This is a genomic window from Arthrobacter sp. MDT1-48-3 (assembly GCF_054511015.1).
On the sequence record NZ_JBTNDL010000004.1, the window covers coordinates 263,561 to 289,682 of the forward strand.

The window sequence follows — 26,122 nt, forward strand, 5'->3', positions numbered from 1 at the left end:
CCGTCCTCCGGACCCGTCCGGGCGCCCGGTCGTGGCACACTCGATGGCATGGCGGCACTGATCATCGGGTGGGACCCCGGGCAGCCGGGGTGGACCGGCGTCTACGCGGCGGACGTCGAAACGGTCCGGAGGACCGGCGTCGTCCGGCAGGAGTGGCAGGTGCCGGGCGACCCCGCCCTTGTCGAGGGCCTGGACGTATGGCTGCTCGCGGTGGGCGCGCGTCCCGCCCAGCACGGCCTGATCGGGCACGGGATCCTTGCCGCAATCCGCTTTCCGACGTGCTCGGAGGCCGGGTCGGTGGAGATCGACGTCGATCTCGACCTCCTGCTGCCCAGCGGCGACCAGGTGCCATGTGCCGACGTCGCCGGACGGCTACCGGATCTCCGCACCGGAGAACCCCCGGTGCGATTCATCGACGGTCCGGCGGAACTCGCCGTCCGGATGCTGTGGGCGGAGGCCAACCCCGCGGACCCCGCGTCCCTCGACCCGGTCCCCGGCGCCCTGCCCGCGTCGGCCGTCCGACGCGTGCCGGTCAACGGGTTCGAGCGGGACCAGGACCTGCGGCGCGTCGCGATGGCCCACCGGGGTTCTGTATGCCATGCGTGCGGGCTGGATCCCGAACAGGTCTACGGGATCGAGGGCCCCGCGGTGATGCAGGTCCACCACATCACGCCGCACGCGCACCTCGAGGCCGGGTATGAGGTCGACCCCCTCGTCGACCTCATACCCCTGTGCCCCACCTGCCACGTCGTGGCCCACAGCCGCTGGCCCGAGCCCTACGGCGTCGAGGACATCAGGACGATGCTGCGTGGGGCGGGATTCCTGCGCGGATCGGTGCTCACCCCGGAACAACTCGAGTCCGAGGCGGCTGCGGCGCGGATCCTCGGCACCTGACCCCGCTACCGCGCGTCGACCGATGACCGGCTCAGGGGACGACGACGATCCGGTATTCGGCGGGGAGTTCCGGACCCGCGGCGCCCTCGAAGGCGATGGGCAGGCCACGGGCGAGCGGCCAGTCGATGCTGTCGGTCGCCTGGACGTGCACATGCGGTTGTGTGCTGTTCCCGGAGTTCCCGCACGCCCCGACCAGGGCACCGGCGGTCACCCGGTCGCCGCGCCGGACAGCGAGCGAACCCTGGCGCAGATGGGCGACGAGCACGAAGGGGCCGCCCGCGGCGAGGGCGATGACGACGTGATTGCCAGCGATCGCACCCGCACCGTCCCGGAGACGGCGCGGTTGGCCCAGCGCGTAGGCGAGCAGGTGGAGCTGCGACCGGCGGGCCTCGTGGTCACTCTCGCCGTCGTGGGCGACGACGACGACGCCCGTGCAGGGTGCCAGTACCGGGACCCCGAACCCGAAGAAGTCCTCCGGCGGTTCCGTCGCGACGAGCGCGCGCCAGCCCCAACGGGCCGTACGGTGGCGAGCATCGACGGGCACGAGGTCGATGGCGTAGGTGGTCCCCATCCGATCGGTGCCGTGACTGGGTACCCTCCGGGCCGGGCTGTTGCGGACCAAGAGGAGGCCCCGGAGGGGATATCGCAGAAGGACGGGATGCTGCTCCGGGGCATTCGGCGCCACAGCACGGTCCTCCTTCGTCGTCCCGATACGTCCATCCGATACGTCCATCCTGCCCTGCGGCAAGCGTTCCCGTCCCGGTTCATTCTCAGTACACTGGGGCGCATGACCGGGCAGGAACCGGTCCCGCCGGGGGCCGCTGCGGTTCCGCATGGCAGCACGGGCCTCTCCGAGGACGTCGCCGTCCCTTTTCGGCAGCCCGGCGACTCCGAGGACCGGCCCGACAGCGAGTCGCTCCACACGTCCGTCCGCAGTCCGGCGGAGCGGTCCCGCACTTTTCTGCGCATCCTGGTGAACACCGGGGTCGCGAACATCACGACCAGTTACCTGTGGTTCGCCCTCACGTTCTGGGCCTACCTGCAGACCCGCAACGTGATCGCCACCGGAGTGATCGGCGGTGCCTACATGCTGTTGATCGCCCTCTCCAGCATCAGCTTCGGCACCTTCGTGGACCGCTACCGCAAGCTGGCCGTGATGCGCTTCGCCGCTGGCTTCACGCTGGTGATGTTCGTGCTGTCCGGAGGGATGTTCCTGCTGACGCCCGCCGCCACCCTGCTGGATCTGCGACAGCCGTGGTTCTGGGCCTTCACCCTGATCATCCTGATCGGTGCCGTCGTCGAGAACATGCGGAACATCGCCCTCGCCACCACGGTCACCATCCTCATCGAACCGGACCGGCGGGCCAACGCCAACGGGCTGGTGGGCATGGTGCAGGGACTCATGTTCATCGTGACCTCGGTGCTCTCCGGGTTGTCGGTCGGGCTGATCGGCATGGGCTGGACCATCGTCGTCGCCCTTGTGCTCACGGCTCTTGCGTTCGCGCACCTGCTCACGCTGCGCATGCCCGAAGAGGTGCGCGCGGCCGCGACGGACGCCCACGGCGGCTTCGACCTGCGTGGCTCCTTCGCTGCCGTCCTGGCCATCTCCGGACTGTTCGCGCTGATCCTGTTCTCCACGTTCAACAACTTCGTGGGCGGCGTCTACATGGCCCTGATGGACCCCTACGGGCTGGAGCTGTTCCCCGTGGAGCTGTGGGGGACCTGGTTCGCGGTCGGCGCCACCGGGTTCCTGGTGGGCGGCGCCCTGATCGGCAAGTTCGGCCTCGGAGCCAACCCGCTGCGCACCATGCTCATCGCCGTCGTCCTGATGGGGATCGTCGGTGCGGCCTTCACGGTGCGCGAGTGGGCGTGGCTGTACGTCGCCGGCATCTGGCTCTACCTCGTCCTGGTCCCCTTCGTGGAGGCCGCCGAGCAGACGGTCATCCAGCGGGTGGTCCCCCTGCAGCGGCAGGGGCGTGTATTCGGATTCGCCATGGCGTTCGAATCGGCGGCAGCACCCGTCACCGCGTTCCTGATCGCGCCGATCGCGCAGTTCTGGATCATCCCCTATGCACGATCGGCCGAGGGCGGCTCGCACCTCGCCCCCCTGCTGGGCGAGGGCACCTCCCGGGGCATCGCCCTCGTGTTCCTGGTGGCGGGGATCATCATCATCGCGGCCGCGGTGCTGGCGTTCCTGACGCCTGTCTACCGCCGGGTCTCGGAATCGTATGCCCGGACGACCGCCGAGGGTGCGGAACCGTCGCAGGAGTAGTCGGGTTCCGGCGTGGAGCAAAGCGCTCCGGCACGGGACAGGCGGAACTCCGACCATCCCGGCCGTCGAGGCCGCAGACGGACCTGACGCTTCCTTCCGATCGATCGATACCGATATAATCGTCGAATGGCGATGAATTACGATCTGCACCAGCATGACGCGGTCGCGCGGTTGTTCCGTGCGCTGGCCGAGCCTGCCCGGCTGTCCCTGGTGCACTGCCTGGCGGACGGCCCGCACCGGGTGGGCGAGCTCTCCGCGCATCTCGGCCTGGCCCAGTCCACGGTGTCGGCCCATCTGGCGGTCCTCAAGGGTGCCGGCCTCGTCGAGGCGGCCCCTGACGGTCGTGCGACCCTGTACCGGCTGGCCACCTCCGGCCTCGATGGACTCCTGCACGCCGGCGAACGCCTGATCGATCCGCACGGACCGGACCAGGATCCGCTCGACCACCATGCGGCATCAGGGACGGACCGGGACTCCGCCCGCCTGCCGGGCGGTGGGCGATGAGTGGCAGCCACAGCCACGGCCACAGCCATGGGATCAGCACTGCTCCGACCGCCGGCGGATCCCACCGGCGACGGCTGATCGGGGCACTCGCCATCACCGTATCGGTGATGCTGATCGAGGTCGTCGGCGCACTCGCGTCCGGATCGGTGTCACTGCTGGCCGATGCCGGACACATGCTCAGCGACTCGGCGGGTCTGGCGATCGCGATCGTCGCCACGGGCCTGGCGGCCCGACCCGGGACCGAGCGCCGCACCTTCGGGTGGAAGCGCGTGGAGATCCTCGCCGCCCTCGTGAATGGCCTGGTCGTCGCTGTCATCGGGGTCCTGATGCTCATCGAGGGAACCAGGCGGGCCCTGGGCCCGGCCGACGTCGACGCACCGGTCATGCTGGTGGCGGCCGCACTCGGCCTGGTCGCGAACATCGTCGCCCTGCGCCTGCTGGCGGGCGGGCAGAAGAAGAGCCTCAATGTCCGCGGCGCCTACCTCGAAGTGCTGGGTGACCTGCTGGGCTCCGCCGCGGTGATCGTCGCCGCCCTGGTCATCTGGTCCACCGGGTTCCTGGCGGCGGACGGACTGGCCGGCATCGCCATCGGCCTGCTGATCCTCCCGCGCGCCTACGGCCTGCTCAAAGCCGTGGTGCTCGTCCTGCTGGAGGCCACCCCCAGTGACACCGACCTGGCCGAAGTGCGCCGACACATGGAGGAGGTCCCGGGCGTGGTGCTCGTGGAGGATCTGCACGCCTGGACCATCACCTCGGGCCTGCCCGCACTCACCGCGCACGTACAGGTCGACGACGACGCCTTCGACAACGGATCCGCCCCCCGGATCCTCAGCGACCTCAACACGTGCATCGGCGACCACTTCGACATCCGCCACTCCACCCTGCAGCTCGAGCCCGCCTCGGGCCGCCACAACCACTGCTGACGCCCGGGCCCGCCGTCAGGTCCCGGCGTCGATGGTGGCAGCGGCCGGACGTGCGTCAGCCGGCGGCGGGTCCGGTCAGCAACGTCCCTGACGGAAGCCGCAGGAGGCCGGCGATCCGGGCGGGAAGCGGCTGGGCGACGGCCGCCGATCGCGCGCTGTCACTCACGCGGAAGGTGGCGGGGTCGGCGACGGCTCCCCCGGTCAGTTCCGTGTCACTCCTCCCCTGTCCCGTCGCGGCCCTGAACGTGTCGAGGGTCGCGAAGACGGCCGGGTTGCCGGCGCCCCGCGACCAGACCACGAGCCAGGTGGGAGCGGACACCGTCGCGCGGTGCAGGACGTTGCCCGCCGTCGTCACGCCCATGGCTTCCGCCGAGAACTGGCCCGAGTAGTCCTCGACGCACAGCAGGCAATTGCCGATGGTACCGCTGATCACGTTGTTGCGGACGGTCACCGGACCGTTGATCCAGGACATCGTCGGATCAGGGAACGCCTGGCGAGGGTCGTGGCCCGGTGTGCCGCGGTCCGCGGCGCGTCGTGCGTCCTGGACGATATTGACGGGTCGCCCGTTGCTGATGAACGAGTTGTTCCAGACCTCGACGTCGCTGGTGTTGTTGATCTTCAGGCCGTGGCCCTTGTTCCCGGCGACGACGTTCCCGGCGACGACGGCACGGGCTGAGATCTCGACCGAGATCCCGTGGCCGCTGTTCCCGGTGATCCTGTTCCCGGACGCGGTGAGATCGACCACGGACTCGTCGAACCAGAGTCCGGTGCCGTTGTTCGCGGTGAACGTGCTGTCCTGGACCTGCACGGTCCGGGTGCGGCCGATCTTGAAGCCACCCGCCACCGGTGCACTGTTGAAACCCTCGGTGTTGTTGTCCGTCACCTTGAGGTTGGTTGCCGACAACCGGTCGGCGTACGTCGCGGACGCGCCGAGCATGCCGTTCTGCGTGAGCGTGATGCCCTTCAGGCGGACGTCCGTCCCGGATACCGCGAGTCCGGTCGTGGAGGTCTGCTCGATGACGACGTTCTCGACCGCGATGTTGCTGCTCTCCAGGGTCACTGCGGCCATGTGCGGCACGGAGGGTGAGAAGCGGCGGACACCGATGCCCTTGAGCTCCGAGCCGGCGGACTGCACCGAGATAGCCTTGGCGATCGAACCGGCCCTGACCTGCCTGCCGGCGGGGTCCGATCCTAGGAAGAGGCGGTCAGCGCCGTAGTCGACGTAGAAAGAGCCGGCGGTCAGGTCGGCGAGGGATCTCACCTGGCGCTGGGCCGTGCCGTCGATCCACACCTGGTCCGGGTGCGCGGCCATGGGGCGGCTGGGGTTGACGAAGGACCAGCCCGGCTGGGTGCCGTCGGCGCTGCCCCAGGTGTACGTCGGGCTCGCGTCGAACTCGGCCGTCCAGCCGTCGACGACGAAGACCCTCCCCTCGGGCGTGAAACCGGAGACCGGGACGCTGCCGTCGAGCCACACCTCCTCGTGAGGGAACGCCTGGAGCGTGATGCGCTTGGTGGACGGGATCTTGACCGCTTCGAGGTACGAACCGGCGCGGAGGACGATGGTCTGCCCGCTGACGGCCTTCGTGACCGCGCCCTTGATCGTCTTGAGCGGTGCGTCCTGCGTGCCGCGCGCCGTGTCGCTCCCGTTCCCGGCGACGAAGATCGCGTCCGCGGGGACGGGGTACGACGTCGTGCCGACGGGGGCGGAACCGGACGCCGCGACTGCGACCGGAGCGGGGACGACAGGAGCAGGTGCGGGAGCCGGAACGACAGGTGCCGGGGCCGGGGCGGGAACGACCGGAGTCGGGGACGGTGACGGGGAGGGCGTAGGAGCCACCGTCGGGACCGGGGTCGGCACCGGTGTCGGCGACGCCGCGGGCGTCGGGGTCACGACCGGTGCAGGGGCAGCGGTCGTCGGCGCGGGCACCGGAGCCGCGGTGAGGGCCGGACCAGGTGCCGGAGCGACGGCGGTCTGCGCCCAGAACTTGGCGCCTTCGTCCTTCCAGCCGGCGGCCTTGAGCTTCGCCTGGTCCGCCGGTGATGCGGAGAAACGGTGGAGGGCGCCCTTCTGGTAGCGGCGCACCTCGAGCCCGCAGCCGACCTTCGTCGCGGAGGCGTAGAACTCGATCTTCTGGCTGACATACCCGTACCTGGTCTGTGCGTTCTCGTACTCACCGACGCCGGCAGTATCGGCGACGAACAGGAAGTCACCACCCTTGTACATCCGATGGACGGGCACCAGTCCGGGCCTCGCCGCCGGGGAGACCTTGAAGACGACACCGCGCTTGTCGGTGAAGCCGTTCCTGGTGGCCGCGCTGGTCACCTCGGTCGACGACGTGGTCAGCAGGGAAGCCCCGGACGTGGGGTTGATGCTCTGGTGGACGCTCTGCGTCATCGGCGTGCAGACGGTCGTCGCCGCCGTGGCCGGCAGCGCCACCCCTGCGAGCAGGGGCAGAACGGCGGCCGTGACAGCAGCGGCCGCCACGGATCGGCGGAGGTGGTTCGTGAACAATCTCGGTCCTTCGTACGGGCAGATGGCGTCTGCAGTCCGGGCCCTGTCCAGACCGGGGCGACCCCGGGGCCTGTCATGCCTGTGTGCGGCCTACTATCGGAACGCGCGGCGCCGTCGTTAGGATCCGTCGGGACCCGGTTACCAGAGGACCGGACGGGTACCATGACGCCGGGCAGCCGATCCAGGGCCGGCCTCCTCATGCGAAACGGTCGCACGTGCGTGCTCGTCCGGAGGAGCGCCGGCGAACACCGGCTCGTGCCACGTCGGTCGGACCGTTCAGCGTGATGCTCCGCCGTCCTCCGCCTTCGTCAGCGTGAAGATCCCGTAGCGCATGGCACCGGTGCGGTAGGCCAGGATCAAGCGGGGCACACTCAGGAGGAAGATGCGATTCCGTCCACCGATCGCGAGACGACGGGTCTCACGATCGACGAGCAAGGCCTTCGCAATGCGGCGGGCACAGATCGACCATGTGCGCGCGACGTTGCGGCTGACGTCCTCGTAACTGGTGACCGCGAAGCCCGCCGCTCGCGCCATCGCCTCGTACTCCTCGCGCGTGCCCATGGAGGGCAGACGCCCTTCGCGGCAGATCGGCTCGAGCAGATGGCGGACCTTCACGTCGCTCGCGTCGGTCTCGGCGAGCCACGCGCAGACGACCAGACGGCCGCCGGGTGACAGGACACGATGCGCCTCGGCGAAGAACCCGGGCTTGTCGACCATGTGCTCGCTCGACTCGATCGCCCAGGCGGCGTCGGCCGATGCGTCGGCCAGTCCGTTGACGAGCCAGTCACGAAGCGTGATCTCCACGTCGGGGACGGGATGTGCGGCGGCATAGTCGACCTGCGCGGCGGAGAGCGTGAAGCCGGTGACGATGACCTGGCGCGTCGCCGCGAGCCGCCGTGCGGTGGATCCGTAGCCGCAGCCGATGTCGACGCAGCGCTCGCCGGGCGAGAGATGCAGCCGGTCGCCGACAGTGTCGACGAGCGCCTCGACGGCCTCGGCGGGCGTCTCGCGCCCTGTCGTCCATAGCCCGTGATGGACGTGCTCGCCCCAGACGCGACGATAGACCGGATCGAGCTCGTCGTAGTGATCCGCGACGGCGACGGCGTCCTGGGAGATATCGGGGGCGATCACGCGATCACAGTACATCGGTGATGCATTTCACCGGAAGGTCCCGGCTCGCGACGCGTCGCTTCCGGTGCGCGGTGATGGACACCAGCGCGGCCGGACCGCCGTGGCAGGCCCGACCACCTGCCCGATCAGTGCTCGAAGTGTGTGACCGGTGCCTGCCCGCTGACGGAAGCGACAACGGCCGCAGCCAGGTTGCGGAGCTTCCTGTTCCTGGCGCTGGCGGCGGCTTTGAGGATGGTCATCGCCTCATGCTGACTGCACGTGTTCTGGGACATGATGATTCCGGCCGCGAGATCGATCGTCGTTCGCGAGGTCATCGCGACCGTCAGATTCTGTCCCGTGTCGGTCAGGTGCGCGATCCTCACGGCCAATCGCAACCCCTGGGATGCTTCGTCGGCGAACTGCTGCGCCAGGGCGATCCGTTCCGGTCCGAACGCATCCGGTGTGTCCGCGTACAGGTTCAGGGCGGCCGCCGCTTCCCCGCTGAGGAGGACTGGTACGGCGAGGATCGATCGGACACCGTGGGCGTGGGCCAGGGTGAAGTACTCCGGCCACCGATCGTCGTCGGCGACGTCGCGCACGTACACGCGCGTCTCGGTGCGGGTCGCTTCCAGGCACGGTCCGTTCCCGGACGCGTTCTGCAGTTCGTCGAGCCGCCGGGCGACCTGGTCGCTGCTGGCTGCCGTCCCCTGCTTCCTCGGACGCAGCAGGGTCACTCCGCATCGGACCGTGGAGTCGTGCCCGGAGAGGCGCTCTGCCGCGAATCGGGCGAGATGGGTCAGGAATTCCTCGACGTCGGGGCTGTCCAGGACCAGGTTCTGCAGGACGACGGACGTCTCGCCGGTCCCGTACTCGGTCTCCCCTGTCCCGTACTCATCGGGACGATCGTTCGGTGTTTGCTGGGAGGTCGCGTCACGGTGAGTACCCGTTGCAGCAGTCTCGCGGTTCGTCATCAAGGAAATCAACCTCGCTCGGCAGTCATCGGCAGGCGGCGCAGGAACCCATCTCGATGGGCGCACGCGCTCGTGCACTGCCGCTTCTGCTCATCGACAACTCACAACCCTACCCCCCACCTCTGCCCCATCCGGAGTCAGGGGCGTTCCCGGTTGTGGTCCGGTTGTCCCGACCAGGATCCGTTCCTCCGACGAGCCGGCTCCGCATCAGCCGGACAGAGGATCCGCGGCCCGCGCGCTTCGGCGCACGGCGTCGGAGCCCGCTCGAGTCCTCGTCCCTCTCCCCCACTCCGGCATCACCCACGATTCTGGCAAGCGTGCCTTCACGTGCCGTTCGGCGTGAAGCGGTACCCCATACCCGCTTCAGTCAGCAGGTACCGGGGCGAACCTGCATCCGGCTCGAGCTTCTTCCGCAGCTGACTGATGTACAGGCGGAGATACCCGGAGTCACGAACGTGCTCCGGCCCCCATACTTCTGTGAGCAGGTGCTCCTGCGTGACGAGACGCCCAGGGTTCAGCATCAAGGTCTCGAGCAGGCGCCACTCGGTGCGGGTCAGATGGATGGCGGTACCGTCGGTGGTCCGGACCACCGATTTGGCGACGAGGTCCACGCGCACGTCTCCGAAACTTGCGCCTGCTTCTTCCTGCGCGGGCAGGCGCCGTCGTGTGAGGGCCCGCATCCGAGCCAGCAACTCGTCGGTCAGGAACGGTTTGGTGACGTAGTCGTCCGCACCGGCGTCCAGTGCCTGCACCTTGTCGATCGAGTCCATCCGGCCCGAGATCACGAGGATCGGCACCGAGCTCCAGCCTCGGAGTCCGTGGATGACGTCGATGCCGCTGAGATGGGGCATGCCGAGGTCCAGCACCACGATGTCGGGGTGGTGCTCGGCCGCGCGCCGCAGGGCTGCAGCCCCATCAGCGGCTAGGACGACGTCGTAGTCCGACGCTGTGAACGTGATGCTGAGAGCCCGCAGGATCTGCGGGTCGTCGTCGGCGATGAGGACCTTCATGCCCCTCCGACACTGTTCCCAGTGAGTAGAGCCTCGTGCGGTTGGGGGGCGCGCGGCAGTGATATCACGGAGGTGAGTCCGCCCCCGGGGGTGTCCTCGAGTGTCAGGTGACCGCCCATGCCTTCAACGAAGCCCTTAGCCAGTGCCATACCAAGCCCGAGGCCGGTGTCATTGTCGGTATCGCCCAGCCGTTGAAAGGGCATGAGTACCTGGTCTTTCCGGTCGTCCGAGATGCCGGGCCCGCGGTCGATGATGCGCAGTTCTGTTCGCCCGCCGAAATCGCTCACCGACAACACCGGTGGTTCCCCGTGGCTGGCGTATCGGATGGCGTTGGACAGCAGGTTCACGAGCACGCGCTGCAGCAGGACGGCATCGGCAAGGAGTAGCTGCGGCTCGGCAGGGGTATCCAGCTCGATATCGCCCGGGCCGAGGTCCAGTTCCTCGAGTGCGGGAAGGATGACGTCCTCGGGCCGCACGGGTTCGAGCACGACGCCGAGCACGCCGGCCTGGATGCGGCTGGCGTCGAGCAGGTCGGTCACGAGGTCCGACAGGGTTCCGAGGCTCTGTTCGGCGGTCTCCAGGAGCGCGCCCTGCTCGTCCGGGGAGAAGATGATGGTGGATGATCGAAGACTGGTGACGGCAGTGGTTGCGGCGGTGAGGGGGCGGCGGAGATCGTGCCCGACGGCGGCGAGCAGCGCCGTGCGTACCCGGTCGGCTTCGGCGAGGGGGCCTACTTCACTCGCGGCCCGGGAAAGATCCCGGTACTCGAGGGCTGTGTCCACTTGGGTCGTGATGACGGCGAGCAGTCTCCGGTCCGCAGCTGCCAGCGGCCGGCCATCGAGTTCGAGGACTGCACGCTCGCCCACGGGGACAGTCACGGTCTCGGCCTGCCCGGGCGATGGCGGCAGGGAGGTGGCCTCGCTCAGCAGGGTACCGTCGACACCCCGCAGTCGAACGGCGTCGAGCCCGAAGGCCTCCCGGGTCCGGGTCACCAGTGCCCGCAGCGTGTCCTGCCCGCGGAGCACCCCTCCCGCTATGGTCGCGAGTAGTTCGGATTCCGCGGCAGCGCGCGACGCCGCGCGGGTCCGACGCGCAGCCTGGTCGACGACGTAGCTGACCAGGACGGCGTTGACGATGTAGAGAATGAGCGCGGTGAAGTGCGCCGGCTCGCCGATGGTGAGGGTGCGGACCGGGTCGATGAAGAAGAAGTCGAGTGTCAGGCCGGACAGGACGGCGGCGAACAACGCGGGCCAGATCCCGCCGATCAGGGCGACGACGATCACGAGCAGCTGGTAGCTGAGCACGTCCCCGGTGATGGACTCCTGAGACCGGAAAATTGTCAGCAGCAGGGTCAGGAGCGGGCCGCCGACCAGAGCCACCAGGGCACCGAGCGCCCGACGCCGCCAGGACAGTGCCCCGCCGGGATGAGGCAGCGCGAACCTGCGGCCGGCCGCAGCATGAGTGACCATGTGCACGTCGATCTCGCCCGACTCCCGGATCACGGTGGCGCCGATCCCGGGACCGGTGAGAAGGGCGGCGAGGCGCGACCTGCGGCTCACGCCGATGACGAGCTGGCTGGCGTTGGCGCCCTTCGCGAAGTCCACGAGAGCCTTCGAGGTCTGGTCACCCACCACCTCGTGGTACGTGCCACCGAGCTTCTGCACGAGGCCCCGCTGCGCCGCGAGCTCGGCCGGATCGGCGTCGCGCAGGCCGTCCTGGTTCGTGACGTGCACCGCCAGGAGCTGCCCTCCCGCGGACCGCGAGGCGATCCGCGCCCCGCGGCGGAGCAGTGTGCGGCCCTCCGGCCCGCCGGTCAGCGCCACGACGACCCTCTCGCGTGCCTCCCACTTATCGTCGATGCCCTGCTCGGACCGGTACCGCTGCAGCGCGCTGTCCACCTCGTCCGCGAGCCACAGGAGCGCGAGTTCGCGCAACGCGGTGAGGTTGCCGACACGGAAATAGTTGGACAGCGCGGCGTCGATGCGCCCGGACGGGTAGATGCAGCCGTCGGCGAGGCGCCCGCGCAGGGCCTCCGGCGCGAGGTCCACCACCTCCACCTGGTCGGCCCGGCGCAGCACCTCGTCCGGGATGGTCTCGCGGTGCGGCACACCCGTGATGCGCTCTACGACGTCGTTGAGGGACTCGATGTGCTGGACGTTGATGGTGCTCAGGACGTTGATCCCGGCGTCGAGCAGCGCCTCGACGTCCTGCCACCTTTTCTCGTGGTCGGTCCCCGGGGCATTCGTGTGAGCAAGTTCGTCGACGAGCGCTATCTCGGGGCGACGTGCCAGGACACCCTCGAGGTCGAGGTCGGTGAGGTGCACGCCGCGGTGGTCCACGGTCCGGCGCGGCAGCACCGCGAGGCCGTCGGCCATGGCCTCGGTGGCAATACGCCCGTGCGTCTCGACGATGGCCACGACGACGTCGCGCCCCTCACCGAGGAGCCGACGGCCCTCCTCGAGCATCGTGTAGGTCTTGCCCACCCCGGGTGCCGCTCCCAGGAACACCTTCAATCGGCCTCGTGTCATGGGCCTAAGTGTCCAGCTGCGCGAGGGCCATGTTCAATTCGACCACGTTGACCGTCGGCTCCCCGAGGTACCCGAGGTCGGGGCCCTGCGTGCTCTCCTCCACGAGGGCTTCGACGTCGCCCTTTTCAAGTCCGCGTTCGGCGGCCACGCGCGCCACCTGCAGCTGCGCGTACGCGGGGCTGATGTGCGGGTCGAGCCCCGACGCCGATGCTGTGAGCGCATCTGCGGGAACCATGGCCGGATCCACGCCTTCGAGCTCGGCGACGGCGGCCCGCCGCTCCTCGATCGCCGTGACAAGGTCGCGGTTCTCGGGGCCGAGGTTGCTGCCGCTGGAGGCGCCGCCGTCGTACCCGTTCCCCGCGGCGGACGGACGGGACTGGAACCACTCCGGGAAGGCGGCGCCGTCGGCGTCGGCGAAGGACTGGCCGATGATCGCTGACCCGACGGCGGTGCCGTCGAGGATGAGCGGCTGCCCATCGGCGCGGTTGTTCAGTGCCAGCTGGCCGATGCCCGTGATGGCGAGCGGGTAGCCGATGCCGAGGACGAGGGTCAGGACGACGAGCGCCCGGACTGCGGTACCGAGCTGTCGGACGGTGCTGCGGGAAGAACTCATGACAGGCCTTTGCGGTGGTATGGCAGGAATGGAGGATCAGAATCCGGGCACGAGGGACAGCACCAGGTCGATGGCCTTGATGCCGATGAACGGGGCGATGATGCCGCCGAGCCCGTAGACGAACAGGTTCCGGTTGAGAGTGCTGGACGCCGACGCCGCGCGGTACTTCACACCGCGCAGGGACAGCGGGATCAACGCGACGATGATCAGCGCATTGAAGATGATTGCGGCGAGGATCGCCGACGACGGCGAGTGCAGCTGCATCACGTTGAGTGCCGCGAGGCCCGGGAGGGCGCCGGTGAACATGGCGGGAATGATCGCGAAGTACTTCGCGACGTCGTTCGCGATGGAGAACGTGGTCAGCGCCCCGCGTGTGATGAGCAGCTGCTTGCCGATCCTGACGATGTCGATGAGTTTCGTGGGGTCGGAATCCAGGTCCACCATGTTTCCCGCCTCCTTCGCGGCGGAGGTGCCGGTGTTCATGGCCACGCCGACGTCCGCCAGTGCCAGGGCAGGGGCGTCGTTCGTACCGTCACCGGTCATCGCGACGAGAGAGCCTCCCTCCTGTTCCTTGCGGATGAGGCGCATCTTGTCCTCGGGCGTCGCTTCGGCGAGATAGTCGTCCAGACCGGCCTCCGCGGCGATGGCCTGTGCGGTGAGGTGGTTGTCGCCGGTGATCATGACGGTGCGGATGCCCATGGAGCGCAGCTCCGCGAACCGCTCCGGGAGCCCTTCCTTCACGACATCCTTGAGGTGGACGACGCCGAGGACCCGGGCCCTACCCGTGACGTCCCGCACGGCGACCACGAGAGGCGTCCCACCCGACTGGGAGATGCGGTCCACCGTCTCCCCGAGCTCCGCAGTGACCATGCCGGAGGCGGCCGTGACCCACTCGCGGACCGCGCTCCCGGCGCCTTTGCGGACGCTCGATCCATCCACGAAGTCGACACCGCTCATCCTGGTCCGAGCCGAGAACGGGACCACATCGCCGTCCACCTCCTTGCGGACGAAGCCCTCGGTGACCGCGAGGTCCACGATCGAGGTTCCCTCCGGAGTGGGGTCGCTGAGGGACGACTGTGCGGCGGCGGCGATCAGCTCGTGGCGGTCTGCGTCGGCGACGGTGATGAACTCGCTCGCCCGCCGGTTGCCGTAGGTGATGGTGCCGGTCTTGTCGAGGAGGAGGGTCGTGACGTCACCCGCCGCCTCGACCGCCCGGCCGGACATGGCGAGGACGTTGTGCTGCACGAGCCGGTCCATGCCCGCGATGCCGATGGCAGAGAGCAGCGCCCCGATCGTGGTCGGGATGAGGCAGACGAGCAGTGCCACCAGCACCGGTACGCTGACCGTGACGTCCGAGGAGCTCGCGATCGGGTTGATGGTGAGGACCACCACGGTGAACACGATCGAGAGCGTGGCGAGCAGGATGTTCAGCGCCACCTCGTTCGGAGTCTTCTGACGTTCGGCGCCCTCGACGAGCCGGATCATGCGGTCCACGAAGGTGTCCCCCGGCTGGCTCGTGATGAGGACGACGATGCGGTCCGACAGTACACGCGTGCCGCCCGTGACGGCGGACCGGTCGCCGCCGGTTTCGCGGACCACGGGGGCTGACTCGCCGGTGATCGCCGACTCGTCCACAGAGGCGATGCCCCAGATGATCTCTCCGTCACCCGGTACTGTCTCATCGGCCTCGATCAGCACGATGTCGCCGCGGGCGACCTCCGAGGATGACACCGCGGTCACGGTCGCCCGCCAGGCACCCGGGTCGGTCTCGGGTGCGTAGTCGCGTACCACCCGTGCCGTCGTGCCCGTCCGTGCCTGGCGCAGGCTGGAGGCCTGCGCCTTGCCCCGACCCTCGGCGACGGACTCGGCGAGATTCGCGAACAGAACCGTCAGCCAGAGCCAGCCGGCGATGAGCCAGGTGAACGAGGGTGGGACCTCGCTGCCACCCGATGCCTGTGGCCCTCCGAGGAACGGTTCGGCGATGGCGATGGCGGTGATCAGCGCCGCTCCTGCCTCGACGATGAACATGACGGGCGTGCGGACCATCTGACGCGGGTCGAGCTTTCGGACGGCACCGGGCAGAGCCTGAGCAAGCTGGGCGGCGGAGAACGCCGAGGCCCTTCTCGGCGGTGTGGGCCGGGGACTGGCGCTGTCGCTGCTGCTGACGGCGGATGTTTCGGTGATGGTGGACATGATCTAGAGCGTTCCTTCCGCAAGGGGACCCAGTGCGAGCACGGGGAAGAAGGTGAGGGCGGTGACGACGACAGTGACCCCGACGAGGAGGGTGACGGACTGGATCCGGTCCGTGGGCACCGTCCCGGCGGTGGCGGGCACCCTGTCCTGTATCGCGAAGGACCCGGCAAGGGCGAGGACGAAGACCATGGGCAGGAAGCGTCCCAGCAGCATGACCACACCGAGCGCGGTGTTCAACCACGGCGTGTTCGCGGTGAGACCTGCGAAGGCCGATCCGTTGTTGTTGGCCGCGGAGGTGAACGCGTAGAGCACTTCGGACAGACCATGGAGGCCGGGGTTGAGGATGGACGTGCTGTCGATGTCCGTGCGGAGGGCAGGCACCGCGAAGCTCAGGGCGGTTCCCGCGAGGACGAGTGTCGGCATGGTCAGGATGTAGAGGCTCGCGAGCTTGATCTCCCGCGCACCGATCTTCTTGCCGAGGTACTCGGGCGTCCGGCCCACGAGCAGACCGGAGATGAAGACGGTGACGACGGCGAGGATCAGCATGCCGTACAGACCCGACCCCACGCCGCCCGGGGCGACTTCGCCGAGCATCATGTTGATCATCGGCAGCATCCCGCCGATCGCGGTGGAACTGTCATGCATCGAGTTCACGGCACCGGTGGAGGTGAGCGTGCTGGCAGAGCCGAACAGCGTCGACCCGACGACCCCGAAGCGTTGCTCCTTGCCCTCCATCGCGGCCCCCGCGGCCTGCGGTGCGGTGCCGTTCCCTGCCAGTTCGGCCAGGGTCGCCGCGGTCGTTGACAGCAGGAAGATCGCTGACATGGCGCCGAGGATGGCGTAGCCCTGGCGGCGCTGGCCGATCATCGTGCCGAAGGTGCGGGGCAGGCTGAACGGGATCGCGAGCATCAGGATGACCTGGAACACGCTCGTCCAGGGTGACGGGTTCTCGAAGGGGTGCGCGGAGTTGGCGTTGAAGAAGCCGCCTCCGTTGGTGCCGAGCAGCTTGATGGCCTCCTGTGAGGCCACCGGGCCGCCGGGGAGGGTTTGTCCGGCACCTGTCAGGGTGGTGACGGTCGTGAAACCGGCGAAGTTCTGGATGACCCCGCCTGCGAGCAGCACGAGAGCAGCGATGACGGCGCCTGGCAGCAGAATCCGCCAAAGCGACCGGGTCAGGTCCACCCAGAAATTACCGAGAGCCGCGTTCCGACGGGCCGCCAGCCCCCGCACGAAAGCAATTGCGACGGCGAGCCCGACGGCCGCGGAGACGAAGTTCTGCACCGCGAGGGCCGCCATCTGCACGGCGTAGCCCAGGGTCACCTCCGGCGAGTAGGACTGCCAGTTGGTGTTGGTCACGAAGGAGACAGCCGTGTTGAAGGCGAGTCCCTCGGGAACCGCCGGTAGTCCGAGCGAGTAAGGCAGCACGGCCTGCGTGCGCTGCAGCACGTACACGAGTAGGACACCGACCACGGAGAAGGAGAGGACAGCCGTGAGGTAGGAGCGCCAGGACTGGAGCGACGCCGGGACGACGCCGAGCACGCGGTAGAACCCCCGCTCCATCCGGAGGTCCTTCGTGCCGGTGAAGGTCCGGGCCATGTAGTCGCCCAGCGGACGGTGGAGCAGGGCGAGCACGACGACGACGGTCAGCAGCGGCAGAAACGCCGCGGCCTGGGTCATCAGAAACGCTCCGGCCGCACGAGGGCGTACACCAGGTAGCCCAGGGCCGCGACACCGAGGACGACGGCGATCAGATTGAAGACGATCACAGTTTTTCCACCGCCCTGGCGATCAGGGCGATCACACCGAACAGGGCTGCGCTGCCCACGAGATATACGACATCAAGCACGAGTAACTCCATCAGACGGGATAGTGCACTTCGATCCGCAGGCTTCCTGCCGGGCGGGTGCCACGGCGGGCACGGAATCGAGTACACACCCCGCAACGGAGCGGAAAGCCGATCCTTACGCTTTCCTAACGGCTACACCGCGCATCTCTACGCTTTCTTGATGCTCGAGGTCCTTCGGTCCGCGGAGGACCGCCGCCTGTGGAACGCGGAGCGTGAGGGTGTGCACACAGTCGCCGGAACTCGTGGGTGCTGGGAATCCCGGTACGGCCAGGCAATAGCCGCAGCCCTGTCCGCGGGATGTAGGCGTAGCCCGCCTCCTCGCGCAGGAATGCTTCAGGTCGCGGGCGGAGGCGAGGCTTGGACGGTGATGGCGGTGGTGGTCGCATTGATCTGCGCGAGGATCAGCCAGGTCACGAGGCACCCACCGATGAGGAACACGGTCAATTGGAGGAGCACGGGAAGGGCCGGGGTGACCACGGTGACACCGACGCACAGCCCCAGCCATACCAGGGCGGCTGTGCGCGGGGGTTGCAGGCGCAGAATGCAATGCGGGGACCGAGGATGGCACGCAACCGGCAGGTGTACGCGGATGGGTCTACGGTGGAACCACGACCTCGTGAGGAGGGGCAGTGATGGGCAAGCCGATGAACGCCGCCGAGCATCACACCGCGCTCTCCGACGCCGCTCACCTCATCGGGGTGCAGCCCTATGCTCTGTGGCTGGACTACTTCGGACTGTGCGGAAACCTCACCCCCCTGGACATCGAGGCCTACATCTGTGGGCTTGCCCCTCTCCCGGCAGCGGACCGGTCCATCCTGGAACAGGCGCTGTGGGAGCTTGATCCCGTCCTCTACGGTCTCGCCGTCCATGCGACCCGAACCTCCTGACCCTCCCGCCGGAGGGAAGCTGCTCGTCCGCGCATCGATCTGCATCCCGGGCAGGTGTAGGTGGACTCTCGTGTCGGTGAGGCTTGCTACTCTTCGGTACGAACAGAGTTGAGCAGCCAGCTCTGCGACGTCCCGTAGAGAGCCGTCTCCTCGTGCAGTCATCCAACCCGTCGCCTCCGACCCGTCGGGGCTTCGACGCGCCGTCCGACATCTTCGAGAATTGCCCGACAGGCACGTTCCAGTACATCTTCGCCACCGATACTTTTCACTGGTCCGACGAGATGTTCCTCATGCACGGGTACGAGCCCGGCGAGATCGTACCGACATATGAGCTCGGTCAGAGCCACGTCCACCCGAGCATGCGTGAGAGCAGTGCTGCGTTCTGGGCCGAGGCGACCGACCTGGACGGCCCACTGTCCGCCTATCTGACCCTGCAGGACCGCAACGGCAAGGACTTCCAGACGCTCGTCGTGGGAGGGCCACTCTTGGAGGACGGGGAACGCATCGGCGTGTGGGGCCTGCTGATCGACCTCACCCACTCCATCCACGCCGATTCCCACCGGCTCGCGAACGAAGCAGTCGCCGCTTCGGTCGCCAAGCGCAGCACCATCGACCAGGCCAAGGGGATCCTCGCCGGCCGCATGGGTATCAGCCTCCAGGATGCGTTCGACGTGATGAGCCAGCACAGCCAGGACACGAACCGGAAGGTCAACGCCATCGCCCAGGATGTCGTCGAAGCGCTTGGACAGCGACTCACCTACCAGGTCGACGGCAGGGAGCAGGCCCGCAAGTTCCTGCGCTCCCTCTGACCACCCTGGCGCCCGCCGAGAGGTTCGACGCGTTCGGATCGGTTGCTCCGGGAAGGCCGGCACCACGCTGCCCGCCGAGCGATGGGCCGCCGTGCCGGGCATGCGCGGGCGTCCTGGACCATGCACGGAAGCGACGGCGAGCCGGACTGTCATGGGTAGACAGGCACCGGGACGTGTGGTGTCCGGTGGCGGGCTTCGGCGCGTAGTCCGAGGTAGGTGCCGGTGATGATGAGGACGGCTCCGATGATGCCGAGGACATCGAGTGTTTCCTGCCCGATGCTGAGTCCGACGAGGACCGCCCAGATGGGTTCGGTCCCCATGAGGAGACTGGCCCTCGATGCTGAGGTGCGCTGGATGGCCCAGGTCTGCACGAGGAACGCGAACACACTGCAGGCGAGTCCGAGGTAGAGGACGCCGACCCACTCGCCGGTATCGAAGTGCCGCACGGCGTGGAGCACGCCTCGATAGTCGGCGAGGGTGTAGATGAGGGCGCACACCGCGCTTTGAATCAGGGTCAGCATGAGCGCGCTGAATCCGCGTCCCCGGGTGAGGACCGAGACCGCGGTGACGTGGACAGCGCGTACGAGTGCGGCCGCGAGGACGAGCATGTCCCCGAGCGTCGGTGCCACGAACCCGTCCCCGGAGACGAGGAGACACACGCCGACGACCGCGACGATCCCGGCGATGAGCACCATGCGCGGCAGTGGTACGCGGAACGCGATGCTCTCAGTCACAGGGGTGAACACGATGACGAGACTGATGACCAGCCCGGCGTTCGTGGCGCTGGTGCCGGCGATCCCGTGGGTTTCCAGGATGAGCACAGCGGCCTGGGTGCATCCCAGAACCGCACCGACGACCGTTTCGCGGCGGGAGGCCCTACGCCGGTTCCAGAACAACCAGAGTGCCACCAGGGCCACGGTGGTGATGAGGAAGCGCAGGGAAAGGATGACCGTGACCCCGACGGTCTCCGTGAGGGTCTTGGCCGCGAGGTAACTGCTGCCCCACACGAGAGCGACCAGCAGCAGGAGCAGATCCACCCGGCGTGCAGCAACAAACCCCCCGAACGTGTCTCGATGACCGGCGAGGACGGTTCCCGGTGTCCGGGACAGCAGTGATGACAGCACTTCGCCATTCTGCTGGTCGAACATCGGTAAGACGAGAGGGTCGTTGGTGAACTAGGGGTTTAGGATTCGCTTATGGATCTTCACCAGTTGCGGCTGCTTCGCGAGTTGGGCGAACGGGGCAGCCTCGCCGCGGTGGCCCGGTCCCTCCATGTCTCGGCGTCCGCCGTGTCGCAACAACTCACTGCGCTGCAACGCAGGGTCGAGGTACCCCTGACCGAACGCAAGGGACGGAACCTTGTCCTGACAGGCGCCGGCCGGGCCCTGGCATCAGCTGCGGTGGACATCAGTGTCGCGATGAGCTCCGCCGAGCAGGCCGTCAGCCGGTACGTGCAGGACCCCACCGCGACGGTGAGTATCTCGGCGTTCACCAGTGCCGGCCTGACCTGGTTCGGCCCCCTCCTCCACGCTCTGTCCGCCGACGGGAACCCGCGGGTGGTCCTGCACGACAGGGACGTGGGACAGGAGGCCTTTCCCGCCCTCGCCGCCGACTACGACCTGGTCATCGCGCACCGCCTCGAACACAGCAAGCCGTGGCCGGACACCATCTCCGTCCTACCCCTGGTGCATGAACCCCTGGACGTGGCCATGTCGGACCGACACCGGCTCGCCCTCGCCCCCAGTGTGGGTGTCGCAGACCTCCTCGATGAGGAGTGGGTGTCCGTCCAGGACGGATACCCACTGGAGTCCGCCCTGCAAGCCATCGCCGTTCATGCCGGCAGACCCCCGACGGTCACGCACCGCATCAACGAGTTCCTCATCGCGGCCGCGATCGTCTCAACCGGTTCTGCGATCGCCCTGATGCCCCGCCGCACCGCACCGCCGCCACCGGGCGGCGGGATCGTCCTGAAATCGCTCCACGACCTACCCCTCGCCCGGCACGTCGACATCCTCTGCCGCCCCGAAGCCCTCCACCGTACTGCCGTCCGCACGGTCGTCACCACGCTCCAGAACCACGCGTCCGGTGGTCCTGACCAGACGGGCTCTGGAGCCTCCGCGTCATGATCCGCGAAGTCGTCGGCAACGCAAGGATGAACCTCCTCCGCCTGGACGACATGGAGAAGGCATACCCCGGCTTTCTCCCCGCCGTCCTTGCCGGCTCAGCCACCGTCGGCTAGAACACGACGTCCTGCACTGACGCTCGAGCGCGACCTTTCCGCTGCATCCTGCTACCCAGCGAGCCTTCCGTACCTCCGGCATACGAGGTGCCCCCTTCCCAGGGGCTCCGACCCGTCCCCCGCGCTCATCCGTAGATGGATCGGTTGAGGGCAGCGATCTCGTCGGAGGTCAATGATTCGAACTTCTCCCCGATGGTCGCCATGGCCTGGTCACGTCGACCGGGCAGGAGGTCCTTCTGGGCCCGCGCGAGGGCTGCCGGCAGCTCGTCCCGGGTCAGCGCGGTGCAATAGGCGGGGGCGCCAGGCTGTTGGCGCCACGACTCGGAGAGAGAACCGGCATCGACGGCATCGAACCCCGTGTCCTCCACCAGGCTCATCGCAGCCCGCTTGCCGACCGCATCGTCGCCTGCGACAGGAATGGCGAGGCGGCCTGCCTGCCCTGCCGGTCGTCCTTCGGTTTCGAAGGTGCCCGAGAGGATCGCGTTCCAGGCCTTCGTGACGGGGCGCCCGATCTGTTCGCCGACCCATAGACCTTCCACCTGCCCGCTGTCGAGGGCTTCGATGTGGCCGTCGCGCAGCGGGTAGTAGTTCGACGTGTCGATGACGACCGCGTGCGCGGGAAGCCCCTCGACGAGGGCGCGGATGCCCGTCATCCGACGGAGTGGAATCGACGTGACGAGCACGTCGACGTCCCGGGCGACGTCGGCCGATGCGACCGCAGTCGCCCCTGTCACCAGGACGGCCGCATCGATGGTCTCCGGGCCGCGGGAGTTGGCGACCTTCACCTCATGCCCTGCCTCCGCGAGCTTGTGCGCCAGCGTCGAACCAATGAATCCTGCTCCGAGGATGCCGATCTTCATGAATGTCCTTCCATCGAACCCACTGTGGGTTCCCAGTCTCCAACGTTCCACCGATGGCAAGGTCAAATCGTGGCGACGGCGAGCGCCCTCCAGATGTCGTGTGACGAGTGTCTCAGCCCTGCGGATTTGACCTTGCCACTAATGAGAAGGTTGCACGATAGGACGTGAGGCTCCGCCAGGCCGCGTTCCCCGCAGCCCAGAAGTACGCCGCGAGCGGCCGACCGCTCACGCGCACTCCCTGCGGCACCGCCGTCGACGAGCCTCGTTCCGACCCCTTCGTCATGATCAGGAGAACCCCGTGCCGGGATCGACACCGAATGAGACAGCCCTGACCGCACCCCACCCACTCCCCGACGCCGCAGCCGCGTACACGCCTGGCGCAGGCCCGGATGAGACCACGCCTGCTGCCGGCGCTCCTGGTGATCGGATGGCGCCCGGAAGCGCGATGATCATCGGTCTGCTGATGGTCTCGGCGTTCGTGGTCCTGCTGAACGAGATGATGCTCGGCGTCGCCCTGCCGACGCTGATCGCGGACCTCGACATCACCCCGACGACGGGTCAGTGGCTGACGACGGGGTACCTGCTGACCCTGGCGGTGCTCATTCCGGCGACGGGGTTCGTGATGCGCAGGTTCACCACGCGCGGGATCTTCCTCGGCTCGATGTCGCTCTTCCTTCTCGGCACGGTCATCGCCGCGGTGGCTCCGGGCTTCGGCGTGCTTCTCGCCGGCCGGATCATCCAGGCGATGGGTACAGCGGTGTTCGTGCCCTTGCTGATCACCACGACCATGCGTCTGGTGCCGGCGTCGCGGCGGGGCAGGATGATGGCCCTCGTCACGGCGGTGCCCGCCATCGCACCCGCGGTCGGACCCGCAGTCTCGGGAGTGATCCTGTCCCAGCTCTCCTGGCGGTGGCTGTTCCTCCTCATGCTGCCCATCGTCGTGGTGGCACTGGCGCTGGGCGCGCTGAAGCTACGGAACGTCACCACACCCGAGCGGGTGAGCCTGGACGTGGTGTCCGTGCTGCTGTCCGTCGTCGGGTTCGGCGGGCTGGTCTTCGGCCTGGCGTCGATCGGCGAATCGGTCTCCGGCCACGCACCGGTCGCGCCCTCCATCCCCATCCTCATCGGCCTGGCCGGCGTGGCGGCCTTCGTCCACCGGCAGGTGAAGCTGCAGAAGAACGGGGGTGCATTCCTGGACATGCGGATCTTCTCCACCCGCGCCTACGTCATGCCGACGGTCGTGATGACGTTCGTCGCGCTGAACGGCTTCGGCGTGGTCCTGGTCCTGCCGCTGATCCTGACTGCCGTCCTCGGACTGGACACCCTGCAGATGGGCCTGTTCCTCTTCCCGGGCGGGGCGATGATCGCTATCGTCTCCGCACTCGGCGGACGCATCTACGACAGGGTAGGGCCCAAGCCACTGGCGATTCCCGGCTCCATCATCTGGGTGGGGACCATCTGGTTCCTCACGACCATCGACGAGAACACGAGTGTGTGGCTGGTCCTGGGCGTCTACCTCGTCATGACCGGAACGCAGGCACTGATGTGGGCGCCGATGACAACCTCCGCCCTGGGCTCACTGCCGGCGGAGCTCTACCCGCACGGCACCGCAGCGTTCTCCACCGTCCAGCAGTTGGCCGGCGCGGCGGGAGGCGCGATCCTCATCTCCGCCTTCACCATCGGCGCGAACGCTCCTCAGGCGGGTGCCCTCAGCGCCGCCCAGAGCATCGACGCCGGACAGGCCGCCTTCACCGTCGCTGCGATCCTCGCCCTCGGCGCCGTCGTCGGCGCGCTCTTCGTCAGCAAGGCCCGCACCACCCATGACGGGTGATCCGCGTGGATCCCACGAAGACAGCGGACCACCGGCCCCGTGCTGTGTCAGCGCAGGCTCACCCTGCTCTGAGCGGCCGCTCCTGGGAGCCGGCCTCGTCGATGGCCTGGATGTACCGGGTGATGGAGTCCCGGTTGTGGGTGAGGAAATCGATCTTCTCCGACATGCGGTCCCGCTCGGTCACCAGCAGCTCCCGCAATCCGGGCTCGGCGTTCCTCACGACGATGGTCTGCGGCTGGTCCAGGCAGGGCAGGATACTCGAGATGATCCGCGTCGGGATTCCCGAGTCCACCAGCCCACGGACCTTCTTCACCCGGTCCACCAGGTAGTCGTCGTACGTCCTGTACCCGTTGTCCAGACGCCGGGGCGAGATGAGGCCCTGCTCCTCGTAATACCGCAGCATCCGGGCAGGAACGCCCGTCTTCTGGGCGAGCTCGCCGATACGCATTGGACCTCCGGGACATGTGATCGGAACCGCCGATTTGACCTTCACATTAGTGGCAAGGTTGACACTTATCAAGATGGCCGGAGCGACCAGCACGCGCTACGAGCGTCAGGCATTGGTAACGACCACGTGTACGAGGAGAACCTTTGAAGAAGTCGCAGATGATCCTGGGTATGCACCTGGGCAACGGCTACGGGTCCCAGAGCTCAGCCTGGCGGGCCCCCAACGTGAACCCGGCGAACTATGCGAGCTTCGACGCGCAGGTCCGGTACGCGCAGGCCGCCGAGCGCGGGAAGTTCGCCTTCCTGTTCCTCCCGGACTTCCCCGGACTACAGGCCGACGTGGATCATGAAGCACCGCAGATCACCCTCGATCCGATGATGACCCTCGCGGCGATCGCCCGGGCCACAGAGCGCATCGGGCTCGTCGCCACCGGTTCCACGACGTTCAACGAGCCCTTCAACATCGCCCGCCAGTTCAAGGCCCTGGACGTGATGAGCCACGGACGCGCCGGATGGAATGCGGTCACAACCAGCGACCCAAATGCTGCAGCGAACTTCGGCCAGGGTATCGCGCCCCGGCCGCAGCGATACCAGCGTGCCCACGAGACCATCCAGATCACCCAGGCCCTCTGGGGTAGCTGGCAGCAGGACGCGTGGATCAAGGACCAGAAGACCGGGCGGTTCGCTCACCCCGACAAGATCCAGCCCATCAACATGCAGGGCGAGTACGTCGCCTCCCGCGGACCGCTGCCCATCCCACCGTCCGAGCAGGGCCAGCCCGTCATCTTCTCCGCCGGAGGAGGCGCCAACGGGCTCGAGATCGCCGGACGCTACGCCAACGGTGTCATCGGCGCCACATTCACCATCGACGACGCCCGCAGGCAGCGCCAGGCCTACCGCGACGCCGCGGCCAGGGCAGGGCGGAACCCCGACGAGATCAAGTTCTTCGCCGGAGTCATGCCCGCCATCGGCAGGACCAAACGCGCAGCCCTGGACCGGCGCGTGCAGCTGGCAGAGCTCACGGCAGCATCCCGCGTCCCCTACCTCGGCTCGATGCTGAGCCTCCAGCTCGACCCGAGCCAGCTCGACCAACCCCTCACCCCCGCTCAGCTGGCGGCTGCGTCCCCGAGCCCATTTGATCCCCGCTCCCCCCGGGCCCTGGAAGTTGCACGCGAGGGATGGACGCTCCGCGACATCCTCGCCCACGGGGTCATCGACTACCACCCCACCCCTGTCGGTACCGCATCGGAAACCGTGGACCACCTGCAGGAATGGTTCGAAGCCGGGGCCTGCGACGGATTCTGGGTGTCCATCGACGTGAACGAGGACGGCATCGACACCTTCGTCGACGAGGTCGTCCCCCTCCTGCAGGAGCGCGGCGTCTACCACCACGACTACGACGGCGCCACCCTCCGCGACCACCTCGGCGCCCCCGCCCACTACGGACTCGACCCCCGCCTCGCCCTCCAGTAACGACCGACAGGAGCGTGTGAGACAACGGACGTCGCGTGGAGACTTGACCATCACCCGGAGTTGACGGTGTCGATTGGCGAGCTCACCTCACGACCATCTGAGGCGGGCGGAGCCGGGGGTGAGTCCTGTCCTGCGTCCTCGTCCCGACGTCGATCGGTCCGTGGGCCAGCTGCCTGGACGCAAGCGGTACGAGATCGTCC

At 68.1% G+C, this 26,122-nt stretch carries 23 protein-coding genes; 9 read left to right on the forward strand and 14 right to left on the reverse strand.

All coding sequences use genetic code 11. The features are described 5' to 3' along the window. Positions 1-48 precede the first annotated feature (48 nt). Positions 49-894, forward strand: a complete 846-nt coding sequence (locus tag ACX80L_RS11205; RefSeq protein WP_459289710.1) for an HNH endonuclease — start codon at positions 49-51, stop codon at positions 892-894. A gap of 31 nt (positions 895-925) precedes the next feature. On the opposite strand, the gene ACX80L_RS11210 is transcribed toward ACX80L_RS11205, so the two are convergent. Then, on the reverse strand, positions 926-1,465 hold the full coding sequence (locus ACX80L_RS11210; protein ID WP_459289712.1) for a M23 family metallopeptidase: 540 nt from the start codon (positions 1,463-1,465) through the stop codon (positions 926-928). Between the two features lie 216 nt (positions 1,466-1,681). On the opposite strand from ACX80L_RS11210, the gene ACX80L_RS11215 reads away from it, so the two are divergent. The 3 genes from ACX80L_RS11215 (at position 1,682) to ACX80L_RS11225 (ending at position 4,593) form a co-directional block, all read left to right on the forward strand. After that, entirely contained in the window at positions 1,682-3,166 is a 1,485-nt protein-coding gene (locus ACX80L_RS11215; RefSeq protein ID WP_459289714.1) for an MFS transporter, read from the forward strand. A 126-nt stretch (positions 3,167-3,292) separates the two neighbouring features. Beyond that, positions 3,293-3,670, forward strand: a complete 378-nt coding sequence (locus ACX80L_RS11220; RefSeq protein WP_459289716.1) for an ArsR/SmtB family transcription factor — start codon at positions 3,293-3,295, stop codon at positions 3,668-3,670. After that, positions 3,667-4,593 (forward strand): cation diffusion facilitator family transporter, encoded by a 927-nt coding sequence (locus ACX80L_RS11225; RefSeq protein WP_459289718.1) that lies wholly within the window; start codon positions 3,667-3,669, stop codon positions 4,591-4,593. Before ACX80L_RS11220 ends, ACX80L_RS11225 begins: the two co-directional genes overlap by 4 nt. 55 nt (positions 4,594-4,648) lie before the next feature. Here the strand turns inward: ACX80L_RS11225 and ACX80L_RS11230 are convergent, their stop codons facing one another. From ACX80L_RS11230 to ACX80L_RS11275, 10 genes are all read right to left on the reverse strand, one after another. Next, positions 4,649-7,105: a right-handed parallel beta-helix repeat-containing protein gene (locus ACX80L_RS11230; protein ID WP_459289720.1), complete on the reverse strand. Its 2,457-nt coding sequence runs from the start codon at positions 7,103-7,105 to the stop codon at positions 4,649-4,651. Positions 7,106-7,381: 276 nt separating this feature from the next. Then, positions 7,382-8,236, reverse strand: coding sequence for an SAM-dependent methyltransferase (locus ACX80L_RS11235; RefSeq protein ID WP_459289722.1), 855 nt, complete (start codon positions 8,234-8,236; stop codon positions 7,382-7,384). A gap of 125 nt (positions 8,237-8,361) precedes the next feature. Next, positions 8,362-9,186 (reverse strand): GAF and ANTAR domain-containing protein, encoded by an 825-nt coding sequence (locus ACX80L_RS11240; RefSeq protein ID WP_459289724.1) that lies wholly within the window; start codon positions 9,184-9,186, stop codon positions 8,362-8,364. Positions 9,187-9,509: 323 nt separating this feature from the next. After that, a complete protein-coding gene (locus tag ACX80L_RS11245; protein WP_459289726.1) occupies positions 9,510-10,196 on the reverse strand; it encodes a response regulator in 687 nt (228 codons plus the stop codon). Continuing rightward, positions 10,193-12,724, reverse strand: coding sequence for a DUF4118 domain-containing protein (locus ACX80L_RS11250; protein WP_459289728.1), 2,532 nt, complete (start codon positions 12,722-12,724; stop codon positions 10,193-10,195). The genes ACX80L_RS11245 and ACX80L_RS11250 overlap by 4 nt, the downstream gene beginning before the upstream one ends. A gap of 4 nt (positions 12,725-12,728) precedes the next feature. Continuing rightward, positions 12,729-13,337, reverse strand: a complete 609-nt coding sequence (kdpC, locus tag ACX80L_RS11255) for a potassium-transporting ATPase subunit KdpC (protein ID WP_459289730.1) — start codon at positions 13,335-13,337, stop codon at positions 12,729-12,731. Between the two features lie 36 nt (positions 13,338-13,373). Then, positions 13,374-15,530 carry a potassium-transporting ATPase subunit KdpB gene (gene kdpB, locus ACX80L_RS11260; RefSeq protein WP_208739588.1) on the reverse strand — a complete coding sequence of 719 codons (2,157 nt, stop codon included), beginning with the start codon at positions 15,528-15,530 and terminating at the stop codon, positions 13,374-13,376. 3 nt (positions 15,531-15,533) lie between these two features. Then, complete coding sequence (gene kdpA, locus ACX80L_RS11265) at positions 15,534-17,207, reverse strand: potassium-transporting ATPase subunit KdpA (protein WP_208739589.1); 1,674 nt, start codon at positions 17,205-17,207, stop codon at positions 15,534-15,536. Continuing rightward, positions 17,207-17,296 carry a K(+)-transporting ATPase subunit F gene (gene kdpF, locus ACX80L_RS11270; RefSeq protein ID WP_208739590.1) on the reverse strand — a complete coding sequence of 30 codons (90 nt, stop codon included), beginning with the start codon at positions 17,294-17,296 and terminating at the stop codon, positions 17,207-17,209. Before kdpF ends, kdpA begins: the two co-directional genes overlap by 1 nt. Before the next feature lie 413 nt (positions 17,297-17,709). Beyond that, the gene (locus tag ACX80L_RS11275) at positions 17,710-17,853 is read right to left on the reverse strand and encodes a hypothetical protein (protein ID WP_208739591.1); all 144 of its coding nucleotides are present in this window, start codon (positions 17,851-17,853) and stop codon (positions 17,710-17,712) included. A 155-nt stretch (positions 17,854-18,008) separates the two neighbouring features. On the opposite strand from ACX80L_RS11275, the gene ACX80L_RS11280 reads away from it, so the two are divergent. Continuing rightward, positions 18,009-18,263: a hypothetical protein gene (locus ACX80L_RS11280; protein WP_133081734.1), complete on the forward strand. Its 255-nt coding sequence runs from the start codon at positions 18,009-18,011 to the stop codon at positions 18,261-18,263. A 152-nt stretch (positions 18,264-18,415) separates the two neighbouring features. After that, a complete protein-coding gene (locus ACX80L_RS11285) occupies positions 18,416-19,072 on the forward strand; it encodes an ANTAR domain-containing protein (protein ID WP_133081733.1) in 657 nt (218 codons plus the stop codon). Between the two features lie 149 nt (positions 19,073-19,221). On the opposite strand, the gene ACX80L_RS11290 is transcribed toward ACX80L_RS11285, so the two are convergent. Continuing rightward, positions 19,222-20,196 carry a DMT family transporter gene (locus ACX80L_RS11290; RefSeq protein WP_459289734.1) on the reverse strand — a complete coding sequence of 325 codons (975 nt, stop codon included), beginning with the start codon at positions 20,194-20,196 and terminating at the stop codon, positions 19,222-19,224. A gap of 72 nt (positions 20,197-20,268) precedes the next feature. On the opposite strand from ACX80L_RS11290, the gene ACX80L_RS11295 reads away from it, so the two are divergent. After that, complete coding sequence (locus tag ACX80L_RS11295; protein WP_133081731.1) at positions 20,269-21,198, forward strand: LysR substrate-binding domain-containing protein; 930 nt, start codon at positions 20,269-20,271, stop codon at positions 21,196-21,198. Between the two features lie 238 nt (positions 21,199-21,436). Here ACX80L_RS11295 and ACX80L_RS11300 read toward each other — a convergent pair whose 3' ends face one another. Further along, a complete protein-coding gene (locus ACX80L_RS11300; RefSeq protein WP_459289737.1) occupies positions 21,437-22,171 on the reverse strand; it encodes an NADPH-dependent F420 reductase in 735 nt (244 codons plus the stop codon). 427 nt (positions 22,172-22,598) lie between these two features. Here ACX80L_RS11300 and ACX80L_RS11305 point away from each other — a divergent pair, with 427 nt between their 5' ends. Then, complete coding sequence (locus ACX80L_RS11305; protein WP_459289739.1) at positions 22,599-24,002, forward strand: DHA2 family efflux MFS transporter permease subunit; 1,404 nt, start codon at positions 22,599-22,601, stop codon at positions 24,000-24,002. Positions 24,003-24,060: 58 nt separating this feature from the next. On the opposite strand, the gene ACX80L_RS11310 is transcribed toward ACX80L_RS11305, so the two are convergent. Next, on the reverse strand, positions 24,061-24,450 hold the full coding sequence (locus tag ACX80L_RS11310) for a MerR family transcriptional regulator (RefSeq protein WP_133081728.1): 390 nt from the start codon (positions 24,448-24,450) through the stop codon (positions 24,061-24,063). A gap of 143 nt (positions 24,451-24,593) precedes the next feature. Here ACX80L_RS11310 and ACX80L_RS11315 point away from each other — a divergent pair, with 143 nt between their 5' ends. Further along, the gene (locus tag ACX80L_RS11315) at positions 24,594-25,922 is read left to right on the forward strand and encodes an NtaA/DmoA family FMN-dependent monooxygenase (RefSeq protein ID WP_459289741.1); all 1,329 of its coding nucleotides are present in this window, start codon (positions 24,594-24,596) and stop codon (positions 25,920-25,922) included. The last annotated feature ends 200 nt before the right edge of the window (positions 25,923-26,122 follow it).

Coding starts and splice junctions, on each gene's coding strand:
- ACX80L_RS11250 (WP_459289728.1), bottom strand. CDS start 12,724: ATGACACGAGGCCGATTGAAGGTGTTCCTGGGAGCGGCACCCGGGGTG.
- ACX80L_RS11280 (WP_133081734.1), top strand. CDS start 18,009: ATGGGCAAGCCGATGAACGCCGCCGAGCATCACACCGCGCTCTCCGAC.
- ACX80L_RS11300 (WP_459289737.1), bottom strand. CDS start 22,171: ATGAAGATCGGCATCCTCGGAGCAGGATTCATTGGTTCGACGCTGGCG.
- kdpA (WP_208739589.1), bottom strand. CDS start 17,207: ATGACCCAGGCCGCGGCGTTTCTGCCGCTGCTGACCGTCGTCGTCGTG.
- ACX80L_RS11295 (WP_133081731.1), top strand. CDS start 20,269: ATGGATCTTCACCAGTTGCGGCTGCTTCGCGAGTTGGGCGAACGGGGC.
- ACX80L_RS11245 (WP_459289726.1), bottom strand. CDS start 10,196: ATGAAGGTCCTCATCGCCGACGACGACCCGCAGATCCTGCGGGCTCTC.
- kdpB (WP_208739588.1), bottom strand. CDS start 15,530: ATGTCCACCATCACCGAAACATCCGCCGTCAGCAGCAGCGACAGCGCC.
- ACX80L_RS11215 (WP_459289714.1), top strand. CDS start 1,682: ATGACCGGGCAGGAACCGGTCCCGCCGGGGGCCGCTGCGGTTCCGCAT.
- ACX80L_RS11220 (WP_459289716.1), top strand. CDS start 3,293: ATGGCGATGAATTACGATCTGCACCAGCATGACGCGGTCGCGCGGTTG.
- ACX80L_RS11205 (WP_459289710.1), top strand. CDS start 49: ATGGCGGCACTGATCATCGGGTGGGACCCCGGGCAGCCGGGGTGGACC.
- ACX80L_RS11240 (WP_459289724.1), bottom strand. CDS start 9,186: ATGACGAACCGCGAGACTGCTGCAACGGGTACTCACCGTGACGCGACC.
- ACX80L_RS11305 (WP_459289739.1), top strand. CDS start 22,599: ATGGCGCCCGGAAGCGCGATGATCATCGGTCTGCTGATGGTCTCGGCG.
- ACX80L_RS11210 (WP_459289712.1), bottom strand. CDS start 1,465: ATGGGGACCACCTACGCCATCGACCTCGTGCCCGTCGATGCTCGCCAC.
- ACX80L_RS11225 (WP_459289718.1), top strand. CDS start 3,667: ATGAGTGGCAGCCACAGCCACGGCCACAGCCATGGGATCAGCACTGCT.
- ACX80L_RS11310 (WP_133081728.1), bottom strand. CDS start 24,450: ATGCGTATCGGCGAGCTCGCCCAGAAGACGGGCGTTCCTGCCCGGATG.
- kdpC (WP_459289730.1), bottom strand. CDS start 13,337: ATGAGTTCTTCCCGCAGCACCGTCCGACAGCTCGGTACCGCAGTCCGG.